The organism is Persicimonas caeni (assembly GCF_006517175.1).
GTDB classification, from domain to species: Bacteria; Myxococcota_A; Bradymonadia; order Bradymonadales; family Bradymonadaceae; genus Persicimonas; species Persicimonas caeni.
Map to the genome: position 1 here is coordinate 796,446 of NZ_CP041186.1, position 22,842 is coordinate 819,287.

Consider the following 22,842-nt stretch of genomic DNA (forward strand, 5'->3'; position numbering starts at 1 on the left):
GAAAATTTCAAACGCTATAGCAAGGGGGCCGGTCTGATGTATTTCGATACGCGTCGTCTTTTTCTCGTTTCACTCGTATCTATCTCTGTTGCGATGTCGACCGCCTGCGCGGATCCGGCGGAATCGGAGGACGACCAATCCTCGCAGCCGGATGTGGGCGTGGACGCGGACACCGGTACAGACGCCGGCAGCACCGACACGGCGCCGGACGTCGAACGACCGGCCCGTGAAGACTTCGCCTTCGTCGAACTTACCGCCGGTTACCAGCTCACCTGTGCGCTCGATGCATCCAACCAAGCCTACTGCTGGGGCAACAGCGGTTGGGGAGCGTTGGGTGACTCGAGTGTCGATCAGAGCCGCCCGTCCCCGGCCGCGCCGGGCTACGCCTTCACCGACTTGGCCACCGGCGTGAGCCACACCTGCGGCATCACCACCGACGGCCAGATGCTTTGCTGGGGCAACAATCACTACGGCCAGATGGGCCAGAGTCCCACAGCCGGCGGTTGGGGCCCCACCGAAGTGTTGCGCTCGCAGCGCTTCGTCGACATCGCTTCCGGCGAGACCCACTCGTGCGCGATCGCCGAGGATGACAGCCTTCACTGCTGGGGCGGAAACGAAAAAGGCCAGCTCGGCGGGTCGACCGGCTCGAATGGGTGGGGGTTCGTCGAGGTCGACAGCGGGCACGCATTCCAACAACTCGCCCTCGGCGGGCTGTTCAGCTGCGGTCTCGACAGCCAAGGCAACGCGTATTGTTGGGGCGATAACTCGGCAGGCTCACTGGGCGACGGGTCGACCCGAAATAGCAGCTCCCCGGTCGCCGTCACCGGCGGGCATCAATTCACCACGCTCGTCGCCGGATACTACCACGTTTGCGGTATCACCGCCGACTCGAAGACCTACTGTTGGGGGTGGAACGGCGACGGCCAGGTCGGCCACGCCGACTCGGTGGCAGGCGCCATGCCCACCCCCACCGAGGTCGCAGGTGGCCACCAGTTCGTGACCCTCGCCGCCGGCGCCCAGCACACCTGCGGGGCAACCGCCGACGGAACAACGTATTGCTGGGGCGGCAATACTCGAGGGTCGCTGGCCCACCCGGACGTCTCGTTCGAGACCAGCACCCCCAGAAAGGTGTCCGAAGACAAGCGCTTTGCTTGGCTCGAAGCGGGCATGTTCCACACATGCGGCGGCGGCTTTGACGGCAAGATCTATTGCTGGGGTGCCAACTTCTACGGCGAGCTCGGCGACGGCCGCGCCATCGACGTGCTCGAGCCCGCTCGCGTCGACACCGAGCACGCCTTCGAGGCGGTCTATGCCGGCTTCGAGAGCACATGCGCGAAGACGAGCGCCGGCGAGTTGTACTGTTGGGGACGAAACGACCGCGGCCAACTCGCCGACGGCAGCTGGAAGTCTCGAAGCAGCGTCGGCCGCGCCGCCGAATCGCACACCTTCGACTCCGTCGCCCTCGCCTCCCAGCATTCCTGCGGACTCGCGCAAAGCGGCGACGTGTACTGCTGGGGCCAGAACTACTACGGCGAATTCGGCGTGCAGACCGCCGAAGACTGGTACGACGCGCCTGTGCTCGTCCATGACAGCGGCGACTGGACCACGGTCGTGGCCGGCGAGTACCACCACTGCCTCCTCGACAGCTCCGGCGACGTATGGTGCGCGGGGCGAAATGACGAGGGACAGGCGGGCATCGGCCAGGCGGCCAACCAAACCTCACTCGCCAAGGTCGACCTCGACGCGACGTTTGGCCACCTGAGCGCCGGCCCCGAGTACAGCTGCGCAGTCGACGACAGCGGCCAGCCCTACTGCTGGGGACTCAACGAATTCGGCGTGCTCGGAGACGGCACCGAGACCAGTCGCGCCTCTCCCACCGCTGTCGACACCTCGGTCGCGTTCGAGCACATCGTCACCGGGGACTGGCACAGTTGCGGCCTCGACTCCGATGGCCAGGCGTATTGCTGGGGCAACAACTGGTTTGGCCAACTTGGACTGGGCACGCCCGACGGATATCAACGCCGCCCCGTTGCGGTCGTCGGTGAGCACACGTTTGCTTCGCTCGTCGCTGGCAAACGTTTTACCTGCGGGCTGACACCGGCCGGCAAGGCGTATTGCTGGGGCGGCAACTTCGCCGGCCAACTCGGGCTGGGCACTCAAGACGGCAGCGTGCGCCCGGCAGCGGTCACTGGTGGCCACACCTTCCAACAACTCGCCGCCGGGAGCGCCCACATTTGCGGCTTGACCACCGACGACACATTGTACTGCTGGGGCAAGGGCTCGTACGGCCAACTCGGCGATGGCGAACGCATCATCGCCTTCGAGCCGGTTGCGCTTCAAACCGATTGATCTCGCACGTCGCGGCGACGCTCGCGTCAATTGCCGACAAAAGTCTCGGCAATCTCGTTGAACCGCTCTGCCAAAACCGCTATGATAGGGTTAACTCTTTTCGAGAGACAATTTGGCGAGCGGTAGGGATGCCGCGTAGTGATTGGAGGTCGGCGATGATTCGTTCTTGGCAGCTCTTTGTGTGTGTGTTTGTCGGGTGCATGGTGACGTTTGTTGGCACAGCTCTGGCCGGTCCGCCTAAGAACTTGACCGAGTTTGGCCCGTCGCTGTCGATGGGCGACGGCAACATTCGCGCCTTCTCGACGGTCAACCCGTCGGGCAAGCCCATCCGCATCGGCGTGGAGTTCGACGGCGCGGCCTTCCAGAACCTTCCGACCGCCGCCAGCGACGGCAAATGGGAGTACGACGGCCACACCTGCTGCGGCCACGAGCACGTGCTCCAATTCCCCAGCAACGCGGTGGCGACCCCGTTCAAATGGGCGATGGTCAACTGGAACCCGGGCGGCCACATCCCTCCGGGCGTGTGGGACCTGCCCCACTTCGACTTCCACTTTTACTTCATGGAAGAAGCCGAGCGCTACAATATCACCGCCGGCATCTGCGATGCCGCCGCGCCGGGCACGCTCATTTCGTGTGAGGCGTTCCAGAAGGGCATGAAGCCCCTGCCGGCCGACGAGCAAGTCCCCGGCTACATCAACCCCGGCGCCGTCGAGGCGGGCATGGGCGCCCACCTCATCGACCCGACCTCCCCCGAGTTCAACGGCGAGACGTTCACGCGCACCTTCTTGTACGGCGCCTGGGACGGCTCGCTGAACTTCATGGAGCCGATGATTACCGTGGCCGAGTTGCAAAAGAAGGAAGCCGAGCACTGCACGCCCTACCCCACGCCCGAGGCGATGCCCGAGGCCGGCTTCTACCCGACCGAGTACTGCACGCGCTACGACGACAAGAACGATCTGTACTACGTGTCGCTGCAGGCGTTTAAGTGGTTCCCCAAGTCGGACGGAATTCTGGGCAACTGAGCGGCTGTTTCTCTCCTGTCCGGCGCCGCCGAGTGTTCCGAAGTGCACTTCGAGGCTCGGCGGCGCCACCTTCGGTCCCGTTCCCCCGGGAAATAATTGAAATCTAGCGTCAAAACCAAGCGCGCTTGACGCAGGATCGCACGCAGAACTATAAACGTGTGTAGTAGGTAGGACTTCAAGCGGAGATTTGTCTGTGTCAGACCCTAAAGAGATCCTGGAAAGACGGCTCGACGACGTAGCCGAGAAGCAGGATACTCGCGGCCTCCATTTCTTTTTGCAGATCGGCGGACACGACGACCCCAACGGGTTGACCACCCTGCAGATTGCGGGGTCGGGTTGGACGCTGCTGAGTTGGAAGCGCCCCGACGATACCGAGCTGTACAGCGTGGAGCTTGGCCAGGCCGACCTGGTGAAGTTCTACATGCTGCTGCGCCAACACCCGTTCTGGGACGCTTCGCCCGTGCGCCGCAAGCGCGAAGAGGGCGAGACGAATATCCACATGCGCTTTGCCGACCAGGCCAAGGGCACCTACAGCGCGCTGCAGTTTTGGGACGGCGACATCGACGAGTTCCCCGTGCTCGGGTATCTCCTCGAGCCCCTCGTCAAGCTCGTGCGCCTCATCTCGAACGATGAGATTCCGCTCCTGACCGTCCAGAAGAAGGCATCGTGAGCCGATGACTTCTCGGGCGACAAGCATAGTCCCCTCCCTCTCTTTTCTGGCGACGCTACTCGCGCTGGCCCTCTTGGCCGGCGCTTGTGACGATCCCCCCAAAGCCCCCGAACCGTCGATCAACGTCAACGAGAAGCAAAAAGAGCTTCGCGACGAGGTCGGCGAGGTCCAAACCGAGGCCAAAGAGCGCGCCGACAAGGTCGAAGCGCAACTCCCCGAACAAGACAGCGGCGCCGCCAAAGACGACGCCGCTCCGTCCCAGTAATCCAGACAAGTAACCCTGACAAGTAGCCCTGACGTCAGCGCAGTACCGCCACCGTCTCGATATGCGAGGTGCGCGGGAACATATCGAACATCGTCAGTGACTCGACTTCCCAGCCGCCGTTGGTGAGCGTCTTGAGGTCGCGGCCCAGGCACGCCGGGTCGCACGAGACGTACACGATTGCTTCGAGATGCTGGTACTGGGCGAGCTCGTCGCAGACCTCCGAGGCGCCCGCGCGCGGCGGGTCGAGCAGGACGAGGTCGAAGTCGTCGACCATCTCGTCGAGCGGCTCGACAAAGCCTTCCGACAAGTCGGCGACGCGGAAGCTGTAGCCGTCGAGGCGGGCGAGCTTGGCCAAGCCCTTGGCGCTCTCGATGGCGGCCGGGTTGGCCTCCAGGCCGACGAAGCGCTCGACGCGATCCGGCAGCGCGAACGAGAAGTTGCCGTTTCCACAGAACAACTCGATGACCGAGGTCGCGCCGAGACGGTCGATAATCCCGCTCACCTCGTCGACGAGTTGCCCGTTCATGTCGCGGTAGCTCTGGCGGAAATTTGCCGAGGGCACATGCGCGGCGTCGACCGGCGGGCGAGCGAGCACCTCTTCACCGTCGACGGTGATGTCGCCGAAGACGACGTCTTCGTCCTCGCCGACCACACGCAAGCCGCGCACCGTCGGGTTTTGGTCGAGCGTCTGCAAAAAGGTCTTGAGCGACGGGGGCATCTTGGTGCGCAGGTTGCGCTCGGGCATCAGGGTGACCACCACGCTCTCTTCGTCGGCGGTCTCCAAGATGAAGTCGCAGTCGCCCACGTCGCGAAGCGCCGGCTCGAGCGCGCGACGCACCTCGTTGAGCAGCCCGTCGGTGATCAGACAGTCGTTGATGTCCAGAAGCTCACTGCTGTTGGCCCGGTAGAAGCCGATCTTCCAGCCCTGCCCTTCGCCGGCGGGCGCGCGGTGGAAGGTCACTCGGCTGCGGTAGCGGCGGTCTTCGGGAGCGGCGACCACGCGCGCCTCGGGAAGGTCGAGCTTGCTGATACGCGAGATAGTCTGCCATGCAGCCTCGGTCTTCAGTTCGACCTCGTGCTCGTAGGTGGTGTGCCAGAACTGGCAGCCACCGCATTTGGGAAAGTACGGGCACTCCGAGTCGACGCGCTCCGGAGAGGCCTCCACGATCTCGACCACCCTGCCCTTGGCGTACGACTTTTTGAGCTCGACGAGCTCGATGTCGACCACTTCCCCCGGAAGCGTCGTCGGCACGAAGACGATGCGGCCATCTTCGAGATAGCCGATGCCGTCTCCGCCGTGAGCCATTCTTACGATTTCGATTTGTTGTTGATCTTTCATAGTGTTCGGGCTCATTGCCAACTGAACGATTACTCGGTCGTCGTGTATTAGGTGAGGCCCGTACGCGAAGCAACACCAAAACTTGCGAGGAGTTGGCTGGCAGTGTATCTTCCGCTCGGGACAACTGTCCTCGCCGAATGCTAACCGCATGCAATTAGGGGCCAAATTCCGGCTGTGCCCTCGCACACCGGCAGTGGCAACATCGAAGTACCGGATAAACCAGTATGAAGTCCATGTCGCGCCTGCTTTTCGTCGCCTTTCTCATCGCGAGCGTCTCCACTGCCGCCTGCAGCTCCTGTGAGTCGTGCTCTGCGGAGAAAGACCAAGAGAAGACTACTGCCGAGCCCGACGCTGCAGAGGCCGAGGAAGCCGACGTGGTCGAGGATACTCGCGCGGAGATGCTCGAAGAGGCCACCGAGAAAGCCGAAGAAGCCGGCGACACGGCCGCGTTCAACATCTCGCAGAAGGCGCGCTTCATGGCCGCCGAGCTCGAGGGGATGCAGAAAAAGACGGTGGAGGCGCCCAAGGTCAAGCGCGCGCCCCAACCCAAAGATACCGGCAAGATCGACGCAGCCGGGGTCAAGCGCGTGCTTCGCAACAATCAGGGCGTGTTGCAGAAGTGCTACGAGCGTGCGCTCAAAGCCGACCCGGCGCTCATGGGCCAGGTGGTGTTGACCATTCGCATCGGCTCCGGCGGCGAAGTCGCCATGGCGAAGGCTCGAAGCCAAGAAATCGGCGACCGCAGCGCGCTCAAGTGCATGGAGCGTGAGGCCAACAAGTGGCTCTTCCCCGCTCCGCAAGGCGGCACGGTGCTGGTGAACAAAAAGTACCGCTTCACCCCGCAGAACTAAGAGAATCCTATTCTGGCGACTCGGCGCTTCCCCAGGCGCCACCGCCGGGCGTCTCGATGACGATTTCATCGCCCGGCTCGACCTCGACGGTGCACTTGTTGGCCAGTCGAGTCTCTTCGCCGCCGCGACGAAGCAGGTTTCGCCCGGCGCGGCCGCCCTCGCCTCCCGCAAGGCCCCAGGGCGCGCGATCGCGCCGCTCCGTCATCAGCGTCACCGTCGCCTTCGAGTCGAACGCGTAAGCGCGCACCACGCCATCGCCACCTCGGTAGCGCCCCTCTCCACCCGATCCACGGCGCACCGCGTAGGTCACCACCCGAAACGGATACGCATGCTCGAGCGCCTCGACCGGCGTGTTCAGTGTGTTGGTCATGTGGGTGTGCACGGCGTTCGCGCCCTGGTAGCCCTCTCCGGCTCCACTGCCGCCGGCGATGGTCTCGTAGTAGGCAAATGACTCCGAGCGCCCATTGCGTGTGTCGGTGCCGCCGATCATCACGTTGTTCATCGATCCGCACGAGGCCGCCGGCATGCGCTCGGGCAGCGCCTGGGCGAACGCGCCGATGACCGTATCGGTGATGCGCTGACTCGTCTCGACGTTCCCGACCGCCACCGCCGCAGGGTACTCGGCGTCGACCAGCGAGCCCGGCTCCGTCACCACCTCGACACATCGCATGTAGCCGCCGTTCGACGGCAACTCCGCCGGCGCCAGGCACCGAAAGACGTAGAGAACGGCCGAAAGCGTGACGGCACGTGGCACGTTGACCGGGCCCTCGGTCTGGCCGTCGGTGCCCGTAAAGTCGACGGTGGCCTGCTCGCCGTCGATGGCGAGCCGACATCGGATCGTGAGGGGTCCGTGGCCATGGCCGTCGTCGTCGAGGCAGTCTTCGAAGCGCCACTCGCCATCGGGAAACTCGCCGATGATGCGGCGCATGAAACGCTCGCTGTAATCCTGGAGCGACGCGGCCGCCAAAAGGAGTTCGTCGCCACGAAGCGCGAGTTGGTCCCGGAGACGCTTAATACCACGTAAGTTGGCGGCGATCTGCGCGCGCAGGTCGCCCTTGCGCTCTTCGGGTGTGCGGCTCTCCGACGCGATCTGGGCGGCGAGTTCTTCGCTCCAGCGCGTCGGCGCGATGCGAATCCCCTCCTCTTCGATGCTGTGCGAGAGCGGCAGGCTGCCGGGTGTGATGCCGCCGACATCGGCGTGGTGGGCGCGGTTGGTCACGTAGAAGCGAATCTCGCCGGCGTCGTCGAAGACCGGTGAGACGACCGTGATATCGGGCAGGTGCGTGCCACCTGCATACGGGTCATTGAGCACGACGTGATCGCCCGGGCCCATCTCGACCGCCTCGATGGCGGCGCGCACCGACAGCGGCGTCGCGCCCAGATGCACCGGGATATGAGCGGCCTGGGCGACCATCTCGCCACTCGCGTCGAAAATCGCGCACGAAAAGTCGCGGCGCTCTTTGATGTTGGGCGAGAAGGCCGAGCGCATCAGCGCAACACCCATCTCCTCGGCGATGGAGGCGAAGAGGTGGCGAAAAATCTCGAGTTCGATCGCGTTCATGAGACCTCCTCCTCCGGACGATGATGGGTCAACAGAAGGTGGCCTTTGATGACTTCGACACGCCAGTCGGGCGGCACGAGCGTTGTGCTGCTAAACTCGGAGATTACCGCCGGCCCCTCGAACACCTCGCCGTCGTCGAGCGTGTCGCGCTCGATGATGCGGGCTTCGAAGGTACCCGACTTGAAGCCGACCTGCGCGGTTTCGTGCTCACCCACGCTCGAAGCGCTGTCTGCACCGGAGTCGGCATCACCGTCGGTGAAGCTGAATGTCTCGGCGGGCACGAACGCTTTGAGACGCAGCGTCACAAGCTCCACCTGGCGCCCCTCGGCACGGTAACCGTACAAGCGCTCGTGGCGCTCCTCGAAGGCCTCGGACGGGTCTGAGAAGCGCCCGTCGTCGGCCGACCAATCGACCGGCACACTGATTTCGAAGCTTTGCCCCTCGTAGCGCAGGTCGAGCGACCACTCGAGTTCGACGTGTTCGTCTTGTTCTTGTGGGTCTTGCAGGTCTGAGTGTGCACGCTCCTCGAGCGCACGAAGCTCGTCGCGCATCTGCCGGCGAGCCTTCTGGTCGTCCAGAAACGCGCTCAGCGGCCGCAAAAAGGTCTTGCTGTAGAGCCTCTGGGAGTCGGCGTTGAGCATGCCGAAGGCAGATAGCAGCCCGGGGTGCCGCGGCACGAGCACCCGCCCGATGTCGAGCGTGGAGGCAAGTCGACAGGCATGCATCGCGCCGGCGCCGCCGAAGGCGACCAGGCAGAAGTCGCGCGGGTCGTAGCCCTTCTCGAGCGAGATCGCCTTGATGGCGCGCACCATGTTGGCGTCGGCGATGTCCAAGATGCCCTGAGCTGTCTGGTCAGCGTCGAGGCCGAGCTCTTCGGCGAGCCGCGCAATCGCCTCTTCCGAAGCGTCGCGCTCGAGCGTCATGCGACCGCCCAAGAATCGATCGGGTCGAATGCGGCCCAGGTGGACATGGGCGTCGGTCACCGCCGGCTCGTGCCCTCCGCGACCGTAGCACGCCGGCCCCGGGTCCGCCCCGGCGCTTCGAGGACCCACACGAAGCGCTCCGCCCGGATCTGCGTAGGCGATGGAGCCGCCGCCTGCGCCCACCGTGTGGATATCGATGACAGGCACGTGAATCGGCAGTCCGCCGATTTCTGCCTCGCTGGTGAGCAGCACCTCACCGTCGCACAGGCTCACGTCGGTCGACGTGCCTCCCATATCGAAGGTGATGATGCGCTCGATGCCGATCTCACGTGCGGCCGACAGCGCACCGACCACCCCGCCGGCAGGGCCCGAGAGGACCGTGTGCACCGGATACTCGGCCGCAAAGTCGATCTCGGAGCGCCCACCGCTCGACTGCAGAATCTCGATGCGGCTCGCCTCGACGCGGCCCCTGAGCGCTTGCAGGTAATGCGCCATGACCGGACCGACGAACGCATTGACCGAGGTCGTCGAGGCGCGCTCGAATTCTCGAAACTCGCGAATGATGTCGTGGCTCAACGATACGTGCGCATCGGGGAGAGCCTGGCGAATCGCGCGGCCGAGTTCCTCTTCGTGCTTCGGGTTGGCGTAGGCGTGCAGCAGGCAGACGCTTATCGCCTCGTAGTTCTCCTCGGCGAGCTCGGAGATGATTCGCTCCAACTCGTCGCCGTCGAGCGCCTCGAGCACTCGACCGTCATAGCCAACACGTTCACTGACACCGTAGCAATCCTGCCCGTCCACCAGGGGCGGCGGCAGCTCGATGTGGAAGCGATACAGATCGGGGCGGTTTTGGCGCCGGAGGAGGAGCAGGTCCTCGAAGCCGTCGGTCGTCACGAACGCCACCCGGGCGCCCTTGCGCTCCAAGAGCGCGTTGGTCGCCACCGTGGTGCCGTGAACGATGTGGGGGGTTTGGGCTGACTCCGAATCGGCGACGACGTGCGCGACGCCGTCGCCGATCGCCTCGGAGGGGTCCGAGGGAGTCGAAAGGAGCTTGTGTAGGCGCACTCGACCCGAAGGCTCCCGCAGAATGAGATCTGTGAAAGTACCTCCGGTGTCGACTCCAATCATGGGAAGACGCCTCGCTCGGTGTAGACGGCGTTGAGACGGTTGAGCGCCACGGCGAACGCGGCGGTGCGGTTGTCGACGCCATGCTCACGGGCAAACGCGCGCATCTCGTGATACGAGCGCTTCATCATGAACAGAAGGCGACTGTCGACCTCTTCGAGCTGCCACGACTCCGAGCGCTTGTTCTGAATCCACTCGAAGTACGACACGACCACGCCGCCGGCGTTGGCCATGACGTCGGGGATGACCTCGATGCCGCGCTTCTTGAGGACCTCTTCGCCCTTGAGCGTCGTCGGGCCGTTGGCGGCCTCGACGACCAGCTTGGCGGTGAGCTTTTTGGCGACCTCTTCAGTGATCTGCAATTCGAGCGCGGCCGGGATGCAGATATCCGACTCGATGCTCCAGAAGTCGTCGTTGTTGATCTCTTCGGCGCCCGCGTAGCCGCGAATCCCGCCCTCTTTGTTGACGTGATCGATGAGCTTGCGCGGGTAGATGCCCTGCGGGTTGTAGATCGACCCGGTGTGGTCTTGCACACCCACGAGCACCGCGCCCAACCGGCTCATGATCTGAGCGGCGTGGCTGCCCACGTTGCCGAAGCCCTGCAGGATGTAGTTGCAACCGTCGAGGCGCACGCCGCGCTCGTCGGCCCACTCCTGGATGCAGTAGACGACGCCCTGGCCGGTGGCCTTCTCACGCCCGCGGCTGCCGCCCGAGGCGAGCGACTTACCGGTGACGATGCGCTTCTGGGCGTTCTTGTCGATCTGGTTGTGGGTGTTCATGTAGGTGTCCATCATCCAGACCATGATCTGGCTGTTGGTCCCCACGTCGGGCGCCGGAATGTCGTATTCCGGACCGATATTGTTGCCCAAGTCGTGCACGAAGCGGCGGGTGATGCTCTCCAACTCGCGTTTGGAGTGCTGCGCCGGGCTCAGGCGAATGCCGCCCTTGGCGCCGCCAAACGGCACCTCGAGCAGCGCGCACTTGTAGCTCATGACCGAGGCGAGCGCCTTGACCTCTTCGAGGGTGACGTCGTGGTGGTAGCGAATGCCGCCCTTGTACGGTCCCAGAATATTGTTGTGCTGGATGCGGTAGCCAGTGAACAGCTTGAACCGCCCATCGTCCATGCGCACCGGGAAGTTGACGATGACCTCGTTCTTCGGCTCACTCAAAATGAGTCGCACGTGGTCGGCGATGGGCACATGCGGCACCGCACGGGCAACCTGCGCCTGGTGGGTCCGGTAGAACTGCGCTCCACCCGGATCTTCGGTGTCGGCCAAGACGACCTCACTACCTTCGGTTAAATCACTGACGGATTTGGCGGCGCTTGCTTCGGTGACTGCTTCTTCGCTGGACATGCTACAAGTTCCTCGCCACAAAGGGCTTCGCTACAGATGGGGGTTAAGATTTTCAAGTTTTCCTTAACAACGCCCTTCGGGCCCGTCAAGAACTCGAAATCCCCGTTCGAAAACCACCCCATCTCGGGGGGTTAGACGGTTAAAGTTATCAGAACACTCACACAGGCCAACTGCCTGTTATATCAAGCATTCTATGTGCTGAGACGCCCACCCTCAAATAATCGTCTCAGTTTTGTGCGTCGCCCCCGCCGGCATCTGCCTCACCAGCGCCAGCATCGCCCTGTTCGGCACCGTCCTCACCCGCTTGTTCGTCCTTGTCGGGCGCTCCATCAGGAGCAGGCGCCGCGGCATCATAATTCGGCGTAACGCCCTCGATGAGCCACTTCGGCACCGTGTCGACCGGGCGCACCAGATCGTAGACAACCCGCGCGCTCTCTCCGGAGTCGTTCGTGAGGAGGGCGACCACCCGTGCTTTCTTCTGGCCGCTATAATCGATCGACTGAATATCGACGTCGCCGGTGCGAAAGACCTCTTTTTGCTCGCGCACGAAACTTCGGAACGCATCGACATTATTCTGCTGCGTAAACCCGCTACTCATGTGTCGATAGGCGTTCTCGAAATTGCCACCGCGAAGCTGGCGGTGGAAATCGAGCACCTCGACGGCCGGAGGCTCGGAGCTGATGTCACGCGTCCGCGTCTCGAACTTGAGCTCGTCCACCAGAAACGTCTGCGCTTCGTCTTCTCCTCGGCTGATGATTTCGAGCATCGCCACCAGCTTCTCTGTGCCCGCCGGCGGCGCGAAATCCAAGGTCATCTTCCAGCGCGTCGGCTGGTCCATATCCTTTTTCTCGACCGACACGTTGCTCAACCGGCCGGGACCCGCGACCAGAAAGCGCTCGTACTGACTCAGAGTGCTCTGGAGGTCGTCGGCCGAGACCTCGGCCCGGAGCGCATCGGTCATTTTGGCGCGAGCCGCCTCGACCTCGCCCTGAGCCAAGTCATTGCCGAACTCGGTGCTGAACTTCCCAGCCTCGACCGACAGGCGAGCCTGATCGTACAGATCGCCGCAACACGACGCGGTCTTCCAAGTCCCCACGGCGAGCAGACCGCCAATGATGAGCACGATGACGCCGCAGCCAATACCGAGCCACTTGAGCCAACTCTTTCCAGACCCACCGCCGTCTTCCGCGACGAAATCGCTCGGGGGCTTGAACTCATTGAGTGCCATAACCGAATCCTCTACAGAGTGACGAAGTGGGCCACCGGGCCCTCTTTGACCTGAACCACATAGGGCATCGACGGCTCGTAAAGCTCGCCGTCGAGCACGTAGCCCCCGGTCCAATCGATGTGAATTCTCTCGAACGCCTCGGCGCCGGAGTCTGAGCGCAAAAAGCGCGGCAACGCGCGTGCCTTGGCCACCTCACGAATCAACTCGGCGCTCGAGTTCCCCATTCGAAAGCTGATATCCCGCTCTTCGAGCAAGTGCAGGCCGAGCCAGGAATGCTTCAAGCTGCTGGCGAGCAGAAAGCCGATCGAGTCGGCCCGCGGGCGACCGTCGACGGCCACGCGCGCCTTCACCGGCTCGAGTGCACTGGTGCTCTCCAAGAGCATCTCACGGGCGATGCGGCCGAGAGTGGAGCTCACCGCTCCCACCGTAGATGCCCCGGCACGATGGTAAGCTTCGAAGAGACGGTAGAAAAGCCCCGCTCCGAATGAAAACCCCAACTGGGCCGACGGCTGCGCCGACGAGGTGACCTTGAGCGTGGGAAGTAGGCGGCGGTTGAGGTTGCCGGCGAGCAACGCACTCTTGAGGCGCCGAAAAGTCTTGGGTTCCAATGCGGGCGCATCGAGCGCGTCGGCCACCCGGGTGAACTGGCCGGCGCGCATCACGAAGAGGCGCAGCGGCGTGGGGTGTGTGCGAAAATGGCGGCGGTGGGTGCTGAGCACATCGGCCACCAGCCGGTCGTCACCGACGACGGCGACCACATCGACCTCCTGGTCGAGCAGGCGCCCCAGCGAGGCCACCTTGGTCTCGTCCGGCGCCGCGGGTACGTAGACCCCATCGGCAAATACAGTCTGATCGAACCCTGCAATGGCAGAGTGTTCGGTGATGACTCCGACTTTCGGATCGCTACTGGGTCGCCCTGGCATCGAAGCTCCTTCGAGAAACGCGGTTCGACGCGAACAGACGTATCGCCAAAAAAGCCCTGAAGCAAGCCGCCACCTCGATCGCTGGCTACTTGCTGCAGGGCTCTTTGTGCAGGATTCGGTCTGGTGTTCAGTGCGCGAGCGAAGTGCCCACCAATTCGAGAAGCTCCTCTTCGGGTAAGTCGCTGGTCATCGTGTAGGTGATGCCGTCGTCTTGCAGCACCGCGACCTCGTACCCTTTGCTGTTGAGCACTGCGATGTCGCGACCGGAGACTTTGCGGATTTTGTCGCCGGGGACTTTAAAGTCGTCGCCGTGGAAGATCATGACGCTGAGACGGGCGCCATCGACATCGTACAAGGCGTAGGCAGCGCGGCGGTTATTGACGTGGGCGATGCGACCGCCGATGAGTCGAGCCTGGTTGGTGCTGAAGGTGGGGAGACGTACCGGGAAGTCGACCTTTCCGCGGAACCATCGGGCCACCTCGCGCGGCTGCGGGCCGGTGACCTCGATGGGGAAATCACCGCTATGCCACTCGATGGTGTTCTCGACCACCGGGATCTGCTCGCTGCTCGCCGGGGTGACGGTGGTGATTTGGGGCAAAAACCAGACCACCAGCGCGACGGTGGCTGCCAGCGGGGCGCCGACCATCGCAAAGCGCATCACCGGGCCTCGACGCTCGTCGCGTCGCACCTGGCGCTCGACCTCGTCGATCCCTTCGAAAATACGCTGGCGCAGAGCCTCGGGGGCCTTTTCCTGTCCCAGCACATCCTTGAACTGCTCTTTAAAGCGGATCTTCGAGTCTACTTCCGCCCGGCACCCGTCGCACTCACGCAGGTGCATCTCGATTTCTGCTCTCTCTCGGTCGCTGAACTCTCCGTCCACATAGGCGTCCGAAAAGAGCTGAAATTCTTGGCAATTCATCGCTGTCCTTCTCCAAAAGGTCTATCCGCGTGCGGCCCACCGGGCTCGCAGCAGACGGCTGCTCACCACCGAGGCTCAGCCCTGGGCGCGTCGGCGGCGATACTCCTCGAGATTCGTCGTATTCGAGTCGGCCTCTTCTTCTTTGTCGGCCGCGTCTTCCGTGACAGTGATGTAGCCTTCCCTGACGGCATACTCCTCGAGTTTCGCCTGGAGCATGCGACGCCCGCGGTACAGACGGCTCATGACCGTACCGATGGGACAATCCATAATCTCGGCGATCTCTTTATAGGCGAAGTCCTGCAGGTCGGCCAAAAGTACGACCATGCGGAAGTCGACTGGAATCGTCTCCAGCGCGTTCTTCACCTCGTCGCCAAACATCTTGAAGTACAAATTCTCTTCATCTTGATTGAAATCGTCGATGAAGGGATTGCGCTCGGGGGCCTCGGCGCGCTCCTGAAGGGGACGATAGTCGTCGTCGACCAAGTACTCCTTGCGCTTCTTCGACTTCCGATACCTGTTGATGAAGGTATTGGTCATGATCTTGAAGAGCCAGGCCTTGCAGTTGGTCCCGTTCTCGTACTTGTCGAAGTAGCGATACGCCTTGAGCATGGCCTCTTGGACGAGATCTTCTGCATCTTGCTCGTCCTTGGTCATGCGTAGAGCAGTGCCGTACAGCGCATCCAGGTGAGGAACCGCCTCGCGCTGAAATGCTTCGTCCTTCTCCGATCGCTTTTTTCCGAACATGTCGTCTCTCGGTTATTGCGCAGAATGACTGAGCTAGTCAGTTGCACCCATTTTGAGCAGTCACTGAGTACAACTTCAAAGGTCGGCCATTCTATTTCATGAACTTCCGATAAGGGGCGAGATTTTTTTGCGATCTCTCGCCCTGCTGTCACAACAGTTGTACGAAAACATGCACGAAAAGATTCAAATAAACGGGGATGTGCGCCTTGCAGAGTACGAAACGCTATTTGAACGGACAAGAAACAATTTGAGGGGCGTTCAATTCACCCTATTTGAGCAGCCAAGAAACAATTTGAGGGTCGTTCAATTCACCCAAATGGACGAACCGAGCGACCCTCAAATTGTTGTTTGTCCGCTCAAATAGACGCTACGCCCCTGCAAGGCACACGCCTCGGGTCAGATTAACCGAGCACGCCGTCGACCGACGCGTACTCCTTCTCCAAGCTCTCGGCCACGGCCGGGTGGGTGATGTGGCCGCCGTAGGTGTTCAGGCCCTTGGCGAGCACGTTGTCGGCCTTCATGGCCGCCTCGAGGCCGCCGTCGGCGATCGTCAGCCCGTAATTGAGCGTGGCGTTGTTCAGCGCGAACGTCGAGGTGCGCGGCACGGCGCCGGGCATGTTGGCCACGCAGTAGTGAACCACGTCATCGACCACGTAGGTCGGCTCGTCGTGGGTGGTCGGGTGGCACGTCTCGATGCAGCCGCCCTGGTCGACGGCGACGTCGACGACGACGCTTCCGCGCGGCATCTCCTTGAGGAGCTCGCGGGTGACCAAGTGGGGGGCTTTGGCGCCCGGAATGAGCACCGCGCCGATGACCAGGTCGGCGCGAGCCACCTGATCGGCGATGGTGTCGGCGTTCGAGTGCAGCGTCTGAATGCGGTTGCCGAACACCTCTTCGAGGTAGCGCAGACGGTACAGGTCGATGTCGAGGATCTTGACGTGAGCGCCCATGCCCACGGCCATCGTCGCCGCGTGGGTGCCCACTGTGCCTCCGCCGATGATGACGACGTTGCCGCGAGCCACGCCGGGCACGCCGCCGAGCAGCACGCCCTTGCCGCCGGCCTCTCGCTCGAGGCAGCGTGCGCCGACCTGAATCGACATGCGGCCGGCGACCTCACTCATCGGCTCGAGCAGCGGAAGACGACCGTCGGGCAGCTCGATGGTCTCGTAGGCGACCGCGGCGATCTTCTTGTCGATGAGCACCTCGGCCAGCTCCGGCACCGCAGCCAGGTGGAAGTAGGTGTAGACGATTTGGTTTTCCTGCATGCGATCATACTCGGCCGGCAGCGGCTCCTTGACCTTGATGATCATCTCGGACTGCTCCCAGACCTCGTCGGCGGTGTCGAGGATCTCGGCGCCCGCATCGACGTAGGCCGAGTCGGGGATTGCGCTCCCCTCGCCTGCGCCCTTCTGGACGACGACGCTGTGGCCGCGACGTACGTATTCGCGGACTCCGGCAGGCACCAGGCCAACACGGTACTCGTTGTTCTTGATCTCTGTAGGGACACCGATTTTCATTGTCTCGCTCCGTTTCTGCGCGCCTCGCGGACCCTCGTCCTGCTCAGCCGACCTACCAATGTTAACCACTTGTTACGTTTACGTTCTTCGAGCATCTGTATAGCGAGACAAAACGTGGTGCGCAACGTCACAAATACTCACAAAAGCCTCGATTTTTTCCAGATCAGCCGCTACACGTATCCCCGTCACAACCCCCAAACCCCTAAACCCCCAACCCCCTAGCCATGAATACACGCGAAGCCATTTTGTCCCGTCGCACGGTCCAACGCTACACCACCGAGCCCATCCCCGAGGGATGTATCGAGCGGGCGCTCGAATGTGCCATCCGCGCGCCCAACCACAAATTGAGCAACCCGTGGCGCTTCACCCGCATCGGCCCCGAAACTCGGGCGCAGATTGTCGAAGTAGGCGTCACGCTCAAGCGCGACAAATGCGAGGCGCAAGGACTGGAGCTCTCCGAACAGAAGGAGGAGTTGATCCGAGCGAAGCTGGGCAACTCGCCGGAGGTCATCGTCTTCTCGCAAGTGCTCGACGACGACGATTTTCGACGCAAGGAAGATTACGCCTCACTGGCGTGCGCCATCCAGAACTTCATGCTGAGTCTGTGGGATGAGGGTGTGGGCTCGAAGTGGGCCACCGGCAGCGTCACTCGCCACCCGAAGACCTACGAGCTCCTGGGAATCGACGCGGAGCGTGAAGAGATCGTCGGATTCGTATGGGTCGGTCACTCGAGCCAGGAGCTGTTCGAAACTCCGCGGCAACCGCTCGAAGAGGTCTATCGGGAACTCCCCTGAGGCACTCCGCCGAGCCTCTCTGTCGTCGACTGAGCTACTTGTTGAGTTCTTCGGCCTGCGAGATGATCTCGGGATAGGTCAGCAGATGAACGTCCTGGGCCCATTTCTCGAAGACTTCGCCAAAGCGCGCCTGGCGTTTCTGCCGAAGCAGACGCCAGCGCGCCACTTCACGGACAGGCTCGGCCTCGGCAACCTTCGCCGGCATGGTGCCCTCGACGAGGATCAGATGCCAGCCGAAGCGCGTTTCGACCGGCTCGGACAACTCGCCAAAGCGTTCCTGCCGCGCGAGCTTGGCGGACGCTTCACGAAACGGCTCGACCACGCGGTTCCACCCTTTCGGTAACTCACCGCGGGCCTCCTCGGCCGGAAACGCCAAGTGCAGGTCGACCTGCACCTTCAACGGGTCCGGCAGCTGGTCGGCGAAGCGTTCCTGCGCGCCGAGCAGATCGAAGATCGTAGGGGCGTCGGGAAGTTCGCCGCGAATGGTCTGGAGCCACGTCTTGGACTGCTCCATCCACTCGGCCACTTTCTTTTTGGGAGCCTTCTTCTGCTTGTCCGGCGGCACGAGCACCACCAAGTGGCTCGCTCGGATACCTGGCGGGTGGCCGACTTCGGCTTCGACGGCCTCGACGGCGCCCGCGAGCTGCTCGTCGGTGATATCGTCGACGGTGACCTCTCGTTCGACGTGGGCTTCGAGCAGTTGGCGGACCATGGCGCGCTTCCTTGCCAGCGTGAGTTCGGCGTCGTCGACGAGCCCACGCTCGAGCGCAGTAGCGACCAAGACTTCACGCTCGATGACTCGCTCGAGCGCCTCCTCACGCGTAAGACTCGGGTGCTCGCGCCAATAGCTCTCGAATTCATCGACCGAAATCTTGCGGCCATCGACCTGGGCGACCGCCTCGGCGGTGTTTGCCTTCTCGGCGGCTTGGAGTGCAGCGGCACTGTCGGGATGCACGACCTCTTGCTCACCGCAACCGACGCCCGCCACCCAAAGCAGCGCCCCCAGCCCCAGCGTCCTCCACCATGTCGACACCGCCCTACTCACTGCGCCTCCTCACGTCGCAACAACACCGCCATCTTTCCCAACTCCGAGCCGGCTCGCAGCACGAAAAAACCGATGGCGAGGACCGCAAAGCCGGCTACGTAATCCTTCTCGGCCAGGAACTCGATGCACTGATAGAAGAAGACGACGCTGCTGGCCAAAAGTCCGAGTCCGAAAATCTCGTAGACGAGTGATCTCATAATTTCGTCGGCCCTCAGAAACTCACAGTGGTGTCAACCCAGCGCCCATGCAGCGGCGGCGACGCCCGAGGCCGCCAAGCCCCAGAGACTCAACCGCACCAAGCTCGCCCGCCGCCCACCCTCGAGCATTCCGCTGATCGTGCGCGAGAGCTTGCGCACGTCGTATTCGAGGTTCATCAGCGGCACGAAGAACATCGTGTACGCGGCGACACACCAGGCGAAGAACGAGAAGAGCCCGATAAAGGTCCTCGCCGCCTGCGGCCGATCCGCATAACTCTCGGCTATCTTGGCAGCTATCGTCGGATCGTAAAAGGCCGCGTATTGCGTGATGAGCAACAGGGCGATCAGGATCACGCAGCGCACGACGAAATAGAACGGGTAGATCCCGTCGACGCTCTGCGCATCGTCGGAGTCGGCGGCGTCGATATGCCCCACGGTTTGGGTACGCGCCGCCCCGGCAGCCGCCACGCCCACGTAGGCGGCCATCGTCACCCCGATTCGCAGCATACTAAAGCCCTGCTCGAGCTCGATGACGCTTCGCTCGGGAAGCAGCACGACGCCGGGCACGAAGCAGATCGGGAAGACAAGCAAAGTGAGCACCGGCACACGGAAGAGCGCACCGGGTACCAGCGCGACCAGCGGCACCATATAGGCCATGGTCGCCAGCGCGTTGTGGTCGGTGAACTGGAACTCGTCGAGCAGCGGCAGCGAGAAGAGCTGCGCCCACAGCGACACGCCCAGCACCAAGACGAGGTAAGCCCAAGCACTCCCGCCAGAGAGGTGCTCGGGCTTCCAGCCCACTTGTTGGGTCTGCTCGTCACGCATGCCTGATGGGGTGGCGCGGGGTTATTGGACGCGCCAGATGGCGTGCTTGGCTTCGCCGTCGCGAATGAAGTCGATCCGGACCTTGCTCACCTCGCCCAAGAGCTTCCAGGCGTTGAGGTAGTCGTCGGGCTTCTCCATGCGCACCCCATTGATGTGGGTGACGATGTCGCCCGGGACCAGCTGCGGCGCGACCGCCTCGGCGGCCGAGCGCTTCATGGCCGTGATCTCGAAGCCCTGGAACTTCCCGTCGGCGCGCGACGGGCTCACCTTCACCATCGTGAGCGCAAAGGGAGGCCCCTTGTCGATAAAGCGGTCGAGCTCGGCGCGCGAGACGACGGCTCCCGCCTCAGCGGCGTCCTCGCCGTCATCGCCGCCGACAGCCTCCTCGGCTTTCTGCTCACCGTCGGTCTGCGCCGAGCCCAACTGGACCTCGGGCCCCTTGGGGAGCGGCTTGGGAGTGTCCTCCTCGGCCGACGGTGGCTGCCCCGAGACGCTCTCGGAGGCTGCGTCCGACTCTTTATCGGCACTCGAGCTGCTCGCGCAGCCGGTCCACACCAGGCTGACGGTGACTAGAAGCAACAGAAACTGCTTGCTGAACATGAAGTTCTTCTCGCTTAATTCTCACAGACCAGCTCGAGCATCTTCTCTTGGCTGGTAAACTTGAACTCTTCGACGTCGTATTCCTCGGCCTTCTCTTGCTCGACGGCCTCGATTTGACGCACGTCGTCGTAGTCGACCGCTTCGACTTTGCGCTCGTCGAGCGTCGAACGCAAGCGGCCGACGATCTCATCGGTGCTGGCGGTCTTCTCGCCGGGCGCGACGGGAAACCCGCCGTCCAAGTAGGCCAAGATCTCGTCACAACCCTGCTCGCCGTCGGCCTTGGCCTTGCCGACCAGGCCGTCGGAGGCCTGACGGGCCCAACCGACCACGAAAGTGTCCCACATCGGATCGTCGCTGTCGGGGTCGTAGACCATGTAGCGCGGCCGGTCCGGATGAGCCTCCCACGGCTCGTCGACGGTGGCGAAGCTTCCGCTCCACTCCGGGTCGACCGGCAGGCCGATGGTAGGCTCGATGCTGTCGCCGATGGCGAAGACGACCGTGTCGCACTCGAGGGTCTCGTACTCGTCGAGCTTCTCGAGCCCAACCTTGCCGTCGTCGCGCTTCGTCAGGCGAGTCTTTTGGCAGGTCAGGCCGGTGACGTTGCCCTCGTCGTCCACCTCGATGGACTTGGGGCTGCGCATAAAGCGCATGCGGAACTTCGTCGGGCTCTCGGTCTCCAGCGGATGGTCGACGAAGCGGGTCAGCGCTTTGTAGACCTTCTCGGGATCTTGGCCGACCGCCTCCATCGCCGGGGCGATCTGGTCGAACTCGGCCTGGAGTTGCTCGGTGTCGATGGCGGCGCTGACGATGCGAAGCTCTTTGTTGGTCGTCTTGCGCTCGGCCGGGCCGCGTCGGGCGACGGCGGTGACCGACTCGACCTTCTTCTCGCAGGTCAGCCAGTGCACGATGTCGAGGCAGACGTTTCCGAGGCCGACGACGCACACGTTCTGGCCGACGTCGAACTCTTGCTCGCTGAACGGCGGCAAGGAGTTGTAGTGGTACACGAGGTCCTTGGCGTGGAAGACCGAGTCGGCGTCTTCACCGGGAAGCCCCAGCCATTTGGTGCCCTGCGCGCCGACCGCCACGACCAGCGCGTCGAAACCCAACTCGCGGATCTCGTCGAGCGTGATGTCGGCGTCGATGCCCACGCTCACGTTGCCGAAATAGGTGACCTTGTCGTCGGCCAAGATCTTTCGGAACAAGGTGCGCAGGCCACGCTTCATCTTGTATTTGGTGGGGTAGATGCCGAACTCGGCCAGTCCCCCCGGCTTGATGTCGCGGTTGATGATAACCACGTCGTGGCCGGCTTCGGTCAACTTAGCGGTCGAGTACAGGGCGGCTGGACCCGCACCAATCATCGCAATCGTGTAGCTCTTCTGCGACATGAGATCTCCAATACTTCGTTAGATTGCTCGAGGCTTCCGAGCAGAAAACGCCTCGTCGCTTACAACATTCCCGGGCAGCAATACAGCCCGTGAGCCTTATTTGTCAGGCTTGAGCTCGTCGAGTTCGGCCATGTACGCGGTCATGATCAGACCGGCGGGATTGACCGCAAACAGGCCGAAATACGGGCCGGGGGCGATCGAGTCGGTCAGCGACTCGCGCAGCTTCTTGCGCTCCTCGGGCGACAGCTTCTTCCAGGTCTCGAACGACCCTTCGGGCATGCGCGCCAGGGCGACGGTGCCCGGGCCTTGCATGATCGTCATCAACCCGCCCAACGCGGCCATATCGCCCGGATTCGGTTCCTGTCCGGCCTTCTTGCGCTTTTCGGCCTCGGCGACCGCCTTTTTCGCCTCGGCGAGGTTCTTTTTGTACTGCTTGGCGATCTCGGGGCGCTCTTCGAGCATGCGCTTGGCGACCGCGTCGGAGTTCGCATCCTTCAGCTTGCGGTTCGACTTGGTGATGGTGTCCGACGCGGCGACGACCCCGCCGATGCGCATCAGCCGGCCGTAATACTTTTCGTAGCCGCCCTCCTCCTCGCGCACCTTCTTGTCGAACGCCTCCATGACGGTCTTGGCCGCATTCATCCACTTGGCGCTCTGGCCGATGGCCTTGAGGTTGCCGGTGACCGATTCGTCCTTCTTCTTGTTGAGCTCCTTCATCTTCTCGAACTGCTCGACCCAGTTTTTGTAGGCCGGGTCGGACTTCCACTCTTCGACGAACTCGTGGTGCTCGCGGATATCCTTTTTGGTGAGCGGCTCGTTGATGTAGGCGCGAATCTTCTCGACGTCGAGCGCGTCTTCCTTGCGCTGGCGCGCCTCGCGCTGGATGTCGGCACTCCCCTCGCCATTACCGCTCTCAGCGCCACCCAGAGGCCCACCGGACCCCGAGCTTCCCGAGCCGCCCTCCATCTCCTCGATCATCTCGGCGATGTCTTTGAGCCCATTCTCCTCGGCGAATTCCGAGCCCTTCTGGATCATAAAGAAGACCGCGCCGCCGGCGCAAAACATCAGCAGCACCGTCAGGCAGCCGCATCCGGCGAGCACTTTGCCCCACGGAAACCCGCTCCCGCTGCCGCCCGACGGCGGTTGCGTGGCAGGCGAATAGACTTGCTGGTCGTGCGTCGGCTTGTTCATGGCGATTTTCCTCGACT

The 22,842-nt window shown here is 63.0% G+C and carries 21 protein-coding genes; 6 read left to right on the forward strand and 15 right to left on the reverse strand.

The features are described 5' to 3' along the window. Positions 1-93: 93 nt before the first annotated feature. The 4 genes from FIV42_RS03000 to FIV42_RS03015 all read left to right on the forward strand — a co-directional run bounded on the left by FIV42_RS03000 (position 94) and on the right by FIV42_RS03015 (position 4,306). Positions 94-2,349, forward strand: coding sequence for an RCC1 domain-containing protein (locus FIV42_RS03000; protein ID WP_168210351.1), 2,256 nt, complete (start codon positions 94-96; stop codon positions 2,347-2,349). A 155-nt stretch (positions 2,350-2,504) separates the two neighbouring features. After that, positions 2,505-3,371 carry a DUF5602 domain-containing protein gene (locus FIV42_RS03005; RefSeq protein ID WP_141196236.1) on the forward strand — a complete coding sequence of 289 codons (867 nt, stop codon included), beginning with the start codon at positions 2,505-2,507 and terminating at the stop codon, positions 3,369-3,371. Positions 3,372-3,564: 193 nt separating this feature from the next. Further along, a complete protein-coding gene (locus tag FIV42_RS03010; protein WP_141196237.1) occupies positions 3,565-4,041 on the forward strand; it encodes a hypothetical protein in 477 nt (158 codons plus the stop codon). A 4-nt stretch (positions 4,042-4,045) separates the two neighbouring features. After that, positions 4,046-4,306 carry a hypothetical protein gene (locus FIV42_RS03015; RefSeq protein ID WP_141196238.1) on the forward strand — a complete coding sequence of 87 codons (261 nt, stop codon included), beginning with the start codon at positions 4,046-4,048 and terminating at the stop codon, positions 4,304-4,306. Positions 4,307-4,340: 34 nt separating this feature from the next. Here FIV42_RS03015 and rlmD read toward each other — a convergent pair whose 3' ends face one another. Further along, positions 4,341-5,795, reverse strand: coding sequence for a 23S rRNA (uracil(1939)-C(5))-methyltransferase RlmD (gene rlmD / locus FIV42_RS03020; protein ID WP_141196239.1), 1,455 nt, complete (start codon positions 5,793-5,795; stop codon positions 4,341-4,343). A 74-nt stretch (positions 5,796-5,869) separates the two neighbouring features. Here rlmD and FIV42_RS03025 point away from each other — a divergent pair, with 74 nt between their 5' ends. After that, entirely contained in the window at positions 5,870-6,496 is a 627-nt protein-coding gene (locus FIV42_RS03025) for an AgmX/PglI C-terminal domain-containing protein (protein ID WP_141196240.1), read from the forward strand. Between the two features lie 7 nt (positions 6,497-6,503). Here FIV42_RS03025 and FIV42_RS03030 read toward each other — a convergent pair whose 3' ends face one another. From FIV42_RS03030 to ald, 8 genes are all read right to left on the reverse strand, one after another. Beyond that, on the reverse strand, positions 6,504-8,057 hold the full coding sequence (locus FIV42_RS03030) for a hydantoinase B/oxoprolinase family protein (protein WP_141196241.1): 1,554 nt from the start codon (positions 8,055-8,057) through the stop codon (positions 6,504-6,506). Further along, on the reverse strand, positions 8,054-10,105 hold the full coding sequence (locus tag FIV42_RS03035) for a hydantoinase/oxoprolinase family protein (protein ID WP_141196242.1): 2,052 nt from the start codon (positions 10,103-10,105) through the stop codon (positions 8,054-8,056). The genes FIV42_RS03030 and FIV42_RS03035 overlap by 4 nt, the downstream gene beginning before the upstream one ends. Next, entirely contained in the window at positions 10,102-11,457 is a 1,356-nt protein-coding gene (locus FIV42_RS03040; protein WP_141196243.1) for a Glu/Leu/Phe/Val family dehydrogenase, read from the reverse strand. Before FIV42_RS03040 ends, FIV42_RS03035 begins: the two co-directional genes overlap by 4 nt. A 226-nt stretch (positions 11,458-11,683) precedes the next feature. Beyond that, the gene (locus FIV42_RS03045) at positions 11,684-12,685 is read right to left on the reverse strand and encodes a hypothetical protein (protein WP_141196244.1); all 1,002 of its coding nucleotides are present in this window, start codon (positions 12,683-12,685) and stop codon (positions 11,684-11,686) included. Positions 12,686-12,696: 11 nt separating this feature from the next. Continuing rightward, positions 12,697-13,608, reverse strand: a complete 912-nt coding sequence (locus FIV42_RS03050; protein ID WP_141196245.1) for a hypothetical protein — start codon at positions 13,606-13,608, stop codon at positions 12,697-12,699. A gap of 127 nt (positions 13,609-13,735) precedes the next feature. Beyond that, the gene (locus FIV42_RS03055) at positions 13,736-14,527 is read right to left on the reverse strand and encodes an anti-sigma factor family protein (RefSeq protein ID WP_141196246.1); all 792 of its coding nucleotides are present in this window, start codon (positions 14,525-14,527) and stop codon (positions 13,736-13,738) included. 75 nt (positions 14,528-14,602) lie between these two features. Further along, complete coding sequence (locus tag FIV42_RS03060) at positions 14,603-15,271, reverse strand: sigma-70 family RNA polymerase sigma factor (RefSeq protein ID WP_141196247.1); 669 nt, start codon at positions 15,269-15,271, stop codon at positions 14,603-14,605. Positions 15,272-15,672: 401 nt separating this feature from the next. Then, entirely contained in the window at positions 15,673-16,788 is a 1,116-nt protein-coding gene (gene ald / locus FIV42_RS03065; RefSeq protein ID WP_141196248.1) for an alanine dehydrogenase, read from the reverse strand. Positions 16,789-17,012: 224 nt separating this feature from the next. On the opposite strand from ald, the gene FIV42_RS03070 reads away from it, so the two are divergent. Then, on the forward strand, positions 17,013-17,582 hold the full coding sequence (locus FIV42_RS03070) for a nitroreductase family protein (RefSeq protein ID WP_141196249.1): 570 nt from the start codon (positions 17,013-17,015) through the stop codon (positions 17,580-17,582). A gap of 34 nt (positions 17,583-17,616) precedes the next feature. On the opposite strand, the gene FIV42_RS03075 is transcribed toward FIV42_RS03070, so the two are convergent. The 6 genes from FIV42_RS03075 to FIV42_RS03100 all read right to left on the reverse strand — a co-directional run bounded on the left by FIV42_RS03075 (position 17,617) and on the right by FIV42_RS03100 (position 22,825). Beyond that, positions 17,617-18,615 carry a peptidylprolyl isomerase gene (locus FIV42_RS03075; protein WP_141196250.1) on the reverse strand — a complete coding sequence of 333 codons (999 nt, stop codon included), beginning with the start codon at positions 18,613-18,615 and terminating at the stop codon, positions 17,617-17,619. An 8-nt stretch (positions 18,616-18,623) separates the two neighbouring features. Next, the gene (locus tag FIV42_RS03080) at positions 18,624-18,824 is read right to left on the reverse strand and encodes a hypothetical protein (protein ID WP_141196251.1); all 201 of its coding nucleotides are present in this window, start codon (positions 18,822-18,824) and stop codon (positions 18,624-18,626) included. A 33-nt stretch (positions 18,825-18,857) separates the two neighbouring features. After that, positions 18,858-19,649, reverse strand: coding sequence for a hypothetical protein (locus FIV42_RS03085; protein WP_141196252.1), 792 nt, complete (start codon positions 19,647-19,649; stop codon positions 18,858-18,860). A gap of 21 nt (positions 19,650-19,670) precedes the next feature. Beyond that, complete coding sequence (locus FIV42_RS03090; protein ID WP_141196253.1) at positions 19,671-20,249, reverse strand: hypothetical protein; 579 nt, start codon at positions 20,247-20,249, stop codon at positions 19,671-19,673. A 14-nt stretch (positions 20,250-20,263) separates the two neighbouring features. Beyond that, a complete protein-coding gene (locus tag FIV42_RS03095) occupies positions 20,264-21,634 on the reverse strand; it encodes an FAD-dependent oxidoreductase (RefSeq protein WP_141196254.1) in 1,371 nt (456 codons plus the stop codon). 96 nt (positions 21,635-21,730) lie between these two features. Further along, positions 21,731-22,825: a hypothetical protein gene (locus FIV42_RS03100; RefSeq protein WP_141196255.1), complete on the reverse strand. Its 1,095-nt coding sequence runs from the start codon at positions 22,823-22,825 to the stop codon at positions 21,731-21,733. Between the last annotated feature and the right edge of the window lie 17 nt (positions 22,826-22,842).

Excerpts from the sequence above, each read along its gene's own strand:
- FIV42_RS03000 (WP_168210351.1), top strand. The coding sequence starts at position 94 with ATGTCGACCGCCTGCGCGGATCCGGCGGAATCGGAGGACGACCAATCC.
- FIV42_RS03005 (WP_141196236.1), top strand. The coding sequence starts at position 2,505 with ATGATTCGTTCTTGGCAGCTCTTTGTGTGTGTGTTTGTCGGGTGCATG.
- FIV42_RS03015 (WP_141196238.1), top strand. The coding sequence starts at position 4,046 with ATGACTTCTCGGGCGACAAGCATAGTCCCCTCCCTCTCTTTTCTGGCG.
- rlmD (WP_141196239.1), bottom strand. The coding sequence starts at position 5,795 with ATGCGGTTAGCATTCGGCGAGGACAGTTGTCCCGAGCGGAAGATACAC.
- FIV42_RS03025 (WP_141196240.1), top strand. The coding sequence starts at position 5,870 with ATGAAGTCCATGTCGCGCCTGCTTTTCGTCGCCTTTCTCATCGCGAGC.
- FIV42_RS03030 (WP_141196241.1), bottom strand. The coding sequence starts at position 8,057 with ATGAACGCGATCGAACTCGAGATTTTTCGCCACCTCTTCGCCTCCATC.
- FIV42_RS03035 (WP_141196242.1), bottom strand. The coding sequence starts at position 10,105 with ATGATTGGAGTCGACACCGGAGGTACTTTCACAGATCTCATTCTGCGG.
- FIV42_RS03040 (WP_141196243.1), bottom strand. The coding sequence starts at position 11,457 with ATGTCCAGCGAAGAAGCAGTCACCGAAGCAAGCGCCGCCAAATCCGTC.
- FIV42_RS03045 (WP_141196244.1), bottom strand. The coding sequence starts at position 12,685 with ATGGCACTCAATGAGTTCAAGCCCCCGAGCGATTTCGTCGCGGAAGAC.
- FIV42_RS03050 (WP_141196245.1), bottom strand. The coding sequence starts at position 13,608 with ATGCCAGGGCGACCCAGTAGCGATCCGAAAGTCGGAGTCATCACCGAA.
- FIV42_RS03055 (WP_141196246.1), bottom strand. The coding sequence starts at position 14,527 with ATGAATTGCCAAGAATTTCAGCTCTTTTCGGACGCCTATGTGGACGGA.
- FIV42_RS03060 (WP_141196247.1), bottom strand. The coding sequence starts at position 15,271 with ATGTTCGGAAAAAAGCGATCGGAGAAGGACGAAGCATTTCAGCGCGAG.
- ald (WP_141196248.1), bottom strand. The coding sequence starts at position 16,788 with ATGAAAATCGGTGTCCCTACAGAGATCAAGAACAACGAGTACCGTGTT.
- FIV42_RS03070 (WP_141196249.1), top strand. The coding sequence starts at position 17,013 with ATGAATACACGCGAAGCCATTTTGTCCCGTCGCACGGTCCAACGCTAC.
- FIV42_RS03080 (WP_141196251.1), bottom strand. The coding sequence starts at position 18,824 with ATGAGATCACTCGTCTACGAGATTTTCGGACTCGGACTTTTGGCCAGC.
- FIV42_RS03085 (WP_141196252.1), bottom strand. The coding sequence starts at position 19,649 with ATGCGTGACGAGCAGACCCAACAAGTGGGCTGGAAGCCCGAGCACCTC.
- FIV42_RS03090 (WP_141196253.1), bottom strand. The coding sequence starts at position 20,249 with ATGTTCAGCAAGCAGTTTCTGTTGCTTCTAGTCACCGTCAGCCTGGTG.
- FIV42_RS03095 (WP_141196254.1), bottom strand. The coding sequence starts at position 21,634 with ATGTCGCAGAAGAGCTACACGATTGCGATGATTGGTGCGGGTCCAGCC.
- FIV42_RS03100 (WP_141196255.1), bottom strand. The coding sequence starts at position 22,825 with ATGAACAAGCCGACGCACGACCAGCAAGTCTATTCGCCTGCCACGCAA.